The sequence below is a fragment of the Saccharopolyspora terrae genome, assembly GCF_004348435.1.
Taxonomy (GTDB): Bacteria; Actinomycetota; Actinomycetes; order Mycobacteriales; family Pseudonocardiaceae; genus Saccharopolyspora; species Saccharopolyspora endophytica.
In genome coordinates this window covers 1-1,326 of record NZ_SMKS01000145.1, presented here as the reverse complement: position 1 = coordinate 1,326, position 1,326 = coordinate 1, and the positions used below count along the sequence as shown (strand labels likewise).

Genomic DNA, 1,326 nt, shown 5'->3' with positions numbered 1-1,326 from the left:
ATCCCGCCCATCCTCGCACCCGCACCCCGAAACGACGGCTGCCGTGCCCCCGGGAACCGGGAACACGGCAGCCGTGAAGTCATTTTCGGTTGTGCGCTACCAGGTCCTCATCCGCGCGGAAACCGCACGTAGGCCTGCGAGCGGGGGTGGCGCATCGTCGCGCGGGCGCGTTCGAGCTCCCGCGAAAACCCGCCCAGCCAGCGAACCATACTTGCCATGAGGGCGTCCTCCATATTCAGCGAAGGGATTTGTGTGTGGAGTTGACGGTGTTCCCGCTCGTTGTCAACACCCGGATGCGCGGGCACCCACTGATCCGGCCGAGTTCGTCCCCGTCAACCGGAATGTCGTCGCAGGTCGTCCGCGTGTTTCCACCGTGGCATAACAGAATGGTCACAACAAGGAGCGGCGAGTCACACCCGAACGGGCGACCCCACACCACACGCCCCGTAGCGATCAGCCCGGGTGCGCACCCACCGCATCCCGCAACTCGCCGGCCGCCGCCACGTCCGACTGCCGCGCGCAATGCGCACAGCAGAAGAACCGCCCATTGGCCTCCACACCATGACCCAAGATCCGGCACCCGCAGTGCTCGCACTGCGGCGCCAAACGCTGCGCCGCGCACTCGAAAGAATCGAACGTGTGCACCCCACCGCCCACGGTGCGCACCTCGAAACTCATCCAGTACTCGTTCCCGCACACCTCGCAGGTCCCCATGAGACCGCCCTCCACAACGCGATGACAAGCCAACATCGCGAGCATGCGGCCTCCCCCCAACACCGGCAACCGCACCCAACACCGAAGAAACTTCACCTCTGACACCACGCCACCCTGTGCCAGCATGATCACCACCACACCCACGCGCCGAGCCAGGGAGCCGCCCCATGCACGACGACCGCCACATCGTCGAACAACGCCTCGACCGCGTCCTGCACCAACGCATCAAACCCGCCCAACACACCCACACCCTGCCCATGGACATCGCCGTCTGGCACACCCCAGGCGAACCCGTCCCCGTCGACCAAGCCCTGGCCGCCACCTACCAACCCACCCACATCGGCCAACCCTGGGGACCCGCCTGGGGCACCGCCTGGTTCCGCCTCACCGCCACCATCCCCGAAACCTGGGCCGGCCACACCGTCGAAGCGCTCATCAACCTCGGCTCCACCGACGAACGCCCCGGCTTCCAATGCGAAGGCCTCTGCTACACCCCCGACGGCACACCGCTGAAAGCCATCAACCCCCTCAACACCTACCTCCCACTCCCATCCACCCCCGGCACCCACACCATCTACGTCGAAGCCGCCGCCAACCCCGACATCCTCGGAC

The 1,326-nt window shown here is 66.5% G+C and carries 1 protein-coding gene and 1 pseudogene; one reads left to right on the top strand and one right to left on the bottom strand.

All coding sequences use genetic code 11. From position 1 onward, the window contains the following. Positions 1-453 precede the first annotated feature (453 nt). On the bottom strand, positions 454-714 hold the full coding sequence (locus E1181_RS31090; protein WP_132679971.1) for a Prokaryotic metallothionein: 261 nt from the start codon (positions 712-714) through the stop codon (positions 454-456). A gap of 167 nt (positions 715-881) precedes the next feature. Between E1181_RS31090 and E1181_RS31085 the strand changes: the two are divergent. After that, a pseudogene (locus E1181_RS31085) lies at positions 882-1,326 on the top strand (alpha-mannosidase); the annotation flags it as partial.